This is a genomic window from Peterkaempfera griseoplana (genome assembly GCF_001418575.1).
GTDB lineage: Bacteria > Actinomycetota > Actinomycetes > Streptomycetales > Streptomycetaceae > Peterkaempfera > Peterkaempfera griseoplana.
The window spans coordinates 1-5,675 of record NZ_LIQR01000414.1 but is presented as its reverse complement, the minus strand read 5'-3'; the positions used below and the strand labels follow the sequence as shown (position 1 = coordinate 5,675).

Genomic DNA, 5,675 nt, shown 5'->3' with positions numbered 1-5,675 from the left:
CCCCCGGTGCCCCCGGCGTCGGCGACCCGCTCTTCCCGACCCTCGGCAACGGCGGGTACGACGTCGGCCACTACGACCTGTCCTTCGACTTCACGCCGGTCAGCTACGACTTCACCGGCACCGTGCGGATCTCTGCGACCGCCACCCAGGACCTGTCCTCCTTCAACCTCGACACCGACGGCCACACCATCGACTCCGTCACCGTCGACGGCCAGGACGCACAGTGGGCGCTCAGCGCGGGAAAGACCGGTCAGGAGCTCACCGTCACCCCGCCCGAGCCGCTGCACGACCACCGCCCCTTCGAGGTGGTGGTGGCTTACCACGGCAACGGCAGGCAGAAGATCACCGGCGCCCCGGGCTGGCGCTACATCAGCGATGGCGGCTTCGCCTCCGCCGCCCAGTCCTCCCGGGCCGACACCTTCGCCCCGGTCAACGACACCCCGTCCGACAAGGCCACGTGGACCTTCCACATCACCGCGCCGAACGGCTGGACGGGGAGTGCCAACGGCGACCTGGTCGGCACCCGGCCGGACGGGGAGGCGAAGACCACCTGGGACTTCCGCCTCGACGCGCCGATGGCGACCGAACTGCTCGGCATCTCCGTCGACCGGCAGACCTACCTCACCGGCGAGGGCCCGCACGGCGTCCGGCTGCGCCACCTCGTCCCCGACGACCAGGTGGCCACGTACCAGCCGATCGTCGAGCAGACCGGCGAGCAGATCGCCTGGCTGGAGGACAAGCTGGGCGTGAAGTTCCCCTTCGACACCTACGGGGTGCAGATCGTCCGGGACGGCTACGGCGACGCGCTGGAGAACCAGACCCTCTCCCTCTTCGGGCCGAACTGGTTCCGGAACGCGGCCACCTCGACCACGTACACCAACACGATGGTCCATGAGCTGACCCACCAGTGGTTCGGCGACTCCGTCACCCCCGCCGACTGGCAGCAGGCCTGGCTGAACGAGGGGCCGGCCGTCTACTACGCCGCCGTCCGGGCCGACGAGCACGGCACGGCCTCCCTGGTGGACAAGATGCACACCGCCTACACCAAGCTCGACGCGGTCCGCAGGACCGACGGCCCGCCAGGGAAGCCCACCGCGCTCGGCGGCTTCAACATCTACGACGGCGGGGCGGTCGTGCTGTACGCGCTCAACCAGCAGGTCGGGCAGGAGCAGTTCGCCAAGATCATCAAGTCGTGGCTGCTGAAGTACCGCGACTCCACCGCCGACAGCGAGGACTTCATCGACAACGCCGTCGCCGCCACCCACGACGACTCGCTGCGCCCGTTCCTGGAGAGCTGGCTCTACGGCCTCGACAACCCGCCGATGCCGGGCCACCCCGACTGGAGCTCGTCGTGAGGCCGGGTCCGGCTGCTGCCGCCGCGGCCTCGGTGCTCGCCCTCCTGGCCGCGCCGCAGGCCGCGGCGGGTGAGCCCGCCCCGAAGACCTACCACGTTGCACCGCAGGGCGAGGGGCAGGCCTGCAACGTCACCAACCCCTGCTCGCCGACCACCGCCCGGGACAAGGTGCGCCAGGCTCTCGCCGAGGGCATGGACCGCGACATCGAGGTGCGGCTCGCCGACGGCACCTATCCGCTGGACGCCCCGCTCACCCTGGGCGCCGCCGACTCCGGCCGCGATGGCCACACCGTCACCTGGACCGCGGAACCCGGCGCCCACCCGGTCCTCTCCGGCGGCCGGACCATCACCGGCTGGCGGCCCGCGGCCGACGGCCGCTGGAGCGCGGCGGTCCCGGACGGCGCCGCACCGCGGCAGCTGTTCGTCGACGGCGTCCGGGCGGTACGCGCCCGCAGCGGCCCCTGCCCGGTGGCGGTCTGCGATGCGACGGCCACCGGCATGACCGGTGCCGTGGCCTCCGGTGCCGCCTCCTGGGCCAGGCCGACCGCCGCCGAGGCGGTCATCCGGGTCCGCTGGCGCAACTACCACTGCCGGATCGCCGGAGTCAGCGGCGACCTCATCACCTTCGTCCAGCCGTGCTGGATCAACTCCGCCAGCGGCACCGCCCGCACCGGCCCGGCCTGGGACTCCACGGCTGTCGACTCCAGCCGCTACACGGGCGTCAGCTACTTCGAGAACGCCGTCGAACTCCTCGACACCCCCGGGGAGTTCGCCTGGGACCCGGACGCGCGCACCGTGACCTATCTGCCCCGCCCCGGCGAGGACATGACACGCGCCGTGGCCGTCACACCGTCCACCGAACACCTGGTCGTCCTCGACGGCGCGCACGACCTGCGGTTGTCCGGGCTGACCTTCTCCTACGCCGCGTACACCCAGCCGGACACCGACGAGGGCTACGCCGGCACCCAGGCCGGCCTCACCCTCACTGGGCCCACAGGCCCGGTGGACCACGCTGGCCGCTACTACACCAAGCCCGCCGCCGCCGTCACCGTCCGCGGCGGCCGGAACGTCGTGATCGAGGGGTCGGCCTTCTCGCGGCTCGGCGGGGCCGGCGTGGTCCTCGAGCACGGCACCCGGGACTCGTCGGTCATCCGCAGCACCTTCACCGACCTGTCCTCCGGCGCCGTCTACGTCGGCGACACCGAACCCGACCCGCCCGCCGAGCTGACCGGGCTGCGCAACACCGTCGCGTACAACACCATCGACCACACCGGGGTCGAGTACTCCGACTCCGTCGGCATCTGGGCCGGCTACGAGGCTGAGCTGACCATCGACCACAACAGCCTCGACCACCTGCCGTACTCCGGGATCTCGGTCGGCTGGGGCTGGAACCAGCCCGAGGCCCGGAACTCCGTCCTGCGGGACAACCGGATCACCGACAACCGGGTCACCGACGCCATGCTCGTCGCCTACGGCCAACACGACGGCGGCGCCATCTACACCCAGGGCGCCCAGCCCGGCACCGTGATCAGCGGCAACTACCTCAACCGCTCCGCGTACGGCAACACCGAACGCGACGGCAACGGCATCTACCTCGATGAACAGTCCTCCCACATCCTGGTGCAGGGCAACGTCCTCACCCGCGTCGGCTACAAGTGGGTCTCCAACTGGGCCGACTACGGCATCGACAACCTCGTCACCGGCAACTGGACCGACACCGACGCCCCGGCCCTGGCCGGCACCGGATCGGCCATGGTCGACAACGCCGTCAAGCTGGAACAGCTGCCCGCCGAAGCCGTCCGGGTGGCGGCGGCGGCCGGTGCCCACCCCGGTGCCGAACCGGTCGAGCAACTGCGCCCCGACCTGGCCCGCGCGGGCACCGCCACGCAGTCGTCCACCGCCGGAACGGCGGCGGCGGGGCGCGGCAACGACGGCGACACCACCACCGACACCGGCACCGCCTCGGAGGCGGGCGCGTGGTGGCAGGTCGACCTCGGCTCCGTGCAGCACATCGGCCAGGTGGAGATCTGGAACGGCGCATCGGCGGCCACCGCCGACTTCGACGTGCGGATCTCCTCCACGCCCGACTTCGCCGACGCCACCACCGTCCACGTCACCGGCCGTGCACTACGGCCGACCCTGGTGGACACGGACACCACGGGCCGGTACGTGCGGATCCAACGCACCGGCACCGGACGCATCGCGCTCGCCCAGGTGAGCATCCATCCGTAGCACCGTCCATCCGTAGCACCGTCCGTCCCGGCTGCGGGCCGCGCCTGGAGCGCGGCCCGCAGCCGCCAAGGAAAGCTGACGGCATGAGTTGGTTCACCGAGGCCCGCTTCGGGCTATTCATCCACTGGGGCATCTATGCGGCGGCCGCCCGGCATGAGTGGGTGAAGTCCCGCGAGAGGCTCACCGACGCCCAGTATCAGCGGTACTTCGACCACTTCGACCCGGACCTCTACGATCCCGCCCGCTGGGCGGACGAGGCGGCCGGCGCCGGGATGCGGTACGTCGTCGTCACCACCAAGCACCACGACGGGTTCTGCCTGTGGGACTCCGATCTCACCGACTACAAGGCCACCCGCACCCCTCACGGCCGGGACCTGCTGGCCCCGCTGGTCGAGGCCTTCCGCGAGCGGGGCCTGCGGATCGGGCTTTACCACTCGCTCCTCGACTGGCACCACCCCGACTTCCCGGTCGACCTCCACCACCCGCAGCGCGACGACCAGGAGTTCAAGGCCGCGACCGCGGGGCGGGACGTCGCCAAGTACGCCGACTACCTGCACGGCCAGGTTGAGGAGCTGCTGACCCGGTACGGCCGGATCGACAGCATGTGGTTCGACTTCTCCTACCCCGGAAGGGGCTTCGGCGCCAAGGGCCGGGAGGCATGGCGCTCGGAGGAACTGCTGGCCCTGGTCCGCAGGTTGCAGCCGCAGATCCTGGTCAACAACCGGCTCGACCTCGGCACCGGCGACTTCACCACCCCCGAGCAGGTGATGCCCACCGCGGGCACGGTGGGCGCCGGCGGTCTGCCCTGGGAGTCCTGCCAGACCCTCAACGGCAGCTGGGGCTACGACCGCGACAACCTCGACTGGAAGAGCGCCGGCCTGCTAGTCCGGATGCTGGTCGAGAACGTCGCACGCGGCGGCAACATGCTGCTCAATGTCGGCCCGAACGCCCGGGGCGAGTTCGAGCCGCGCGCCGTTGAGCGGCTGCGCGCGATCGGATCGTGGATGCGCCTGCACAGCCGGGCTGTGCACGGCGCCGGGCCGGCCGAAGGTCTCGTACCGCCGCCGGACTGCCGGTACACACGCCGCGGCGACCGCCTCTACCTCCATCTCTTCACCTGGCCGATGCGGCATGTGCACCTGGCGGGGCTGCGGGGGCGCGTGGAGTACGCCCAGTTTCTGCACGATGCCTCGGAGGTCCGATTCCACGAGCCGGCCGACGAACCCGGCCACCACTACCTCGCGGTGCCTCAGGACCACCTGACCCTGCAACTTCCCGTCCAGCGGCCCGACGCGGCCGTCCCCGTCGTCGAACTCTTCCTCACGCACTGAAAGGAACCTGCGGGAGGACGATCACTGCGCGCCTGCGGCCCCGTGCGCAGCCCACTCGTCGGCGGGCGTTGCAGCCAGTCGGGCTGCGGCTGCAGCGGGGTCGGTGGCGAAGGCGAGTGGCCGGCAGTCGGCGAGATGGCCGACCAGCAGGTCGCGGACCGGGCCGGGACTGGAAGCGACGGAGCCGGCGAGCACGACCGGGCCGTGCTCGCCGGGCGGAACGGTGCTGCGGACGAGTTCGGCAAGGTGGCGGGCCGCGCTGTCGGCCAGGGAGAGTGCAGTCGGATCGCCGAGCAGCGCTGCCTCGCTGACGAGGGGCGCCAGGCGGGCCAGCCTGGCTGGCGCCCCGGCGTAGGCCCAGCGGACGAGGCCCTCGGAGCAGGTGGCGGCGCAGTGCCGGAGGACGGCGGACCCCAGCCGGCTGTCCGGGTGGGTGTGTGCACGGCGCAGGGCTTCCCGGCCGAGCCAGAATCCGGCGCCCTCGTCTCCGAGCAGCCAGCCCAGCCCGCCGCGGACCGCCTCCACCCGGTGGTGCGTCACCTGACAGCACACGGCGCCCGTCCCGGCGATCAGGACCGTTCCCCTCGGCTCGTCCGTGCCGGAGGCGAAGGCGGTGACGGCATCCGGAACCACCCTGACCGGAACGGTGAGGCCGAGCGCCTCGCCGCACCGTGCTGCGAAGTCCACAGGATCAGCCAGGGAGCGGTAGCCCGAGAGGCCGATGACACAACCGGCGACCTGGCTGATCCTGTGGACTT

4 protein-coding genes are annotated in these 5,675 nt (G+C 71.7%); 3 read left to right on the top strand and 1 reads right to left on the bottom strand.

Features of this window, described 5'->3' with window-relative positions; genetic code table 11:
• The 3 genes from AOK09_RS28050 to AOK09_RS28040 form a co-directional block, all read left to right on the top strand.
• Positions 1-1,355, top strand: a 1,355-nt coding sequence (locus tag AOK09_RS28050) for a M1 family metallopeptidase (protein ID WP_055590043.1), incomplete at its 5' end; no start/stop codon positions are given.
• Positions 1,352-3,586, top strand: a complete 2,235-nt coding sequence (locus tag AOK09_RS28045) for a right-handed parallel beta-helix repeat-containing protein (protein ID WP_079063494.1) — start codon at positions 1,352-1,354, stop codon at positions 3,584-3,586. The genes AOK09_RS28050 and AOK09_RS28045, both read left to right, overlap by 4 nt.
• Before the next feature lie 83 nt (positions 3,587-3,669).
• The gene (locus AOK09_RS28040; protein ID WP_055590042.1) at positions 3,670-4,917 is read left to right on the top strand and encodes an alpha-L-fucosidase; all 1,248 of its coding nucleotides are present in this window, start codon (positions 3,670-3,672) and stop codon (positions 4,915-4,917) included.
• 21 nt (positions 4,918-4,938) lie between these two features.
• Here AOK09_RS28040 and AOK09_RS28035 read toward each other — a convergent pair.
• On the bottom strand, positions 4,939-5,675 hold a 737-nt coding region (locus AOK09_RS28035; protein WP_055590041.1), incomplete at its 5' end, for an N-acetylglucosamine kinase.

Coding starts and splice junctions, on each gene's coding strand:
- AOK09_RS28040 (WP_055590042.1), top strand. CDS start 3,670: ATGAGTTGGTTCACCGAGGCCCGCTTCGGGCTATTCATCCACTGGGGC.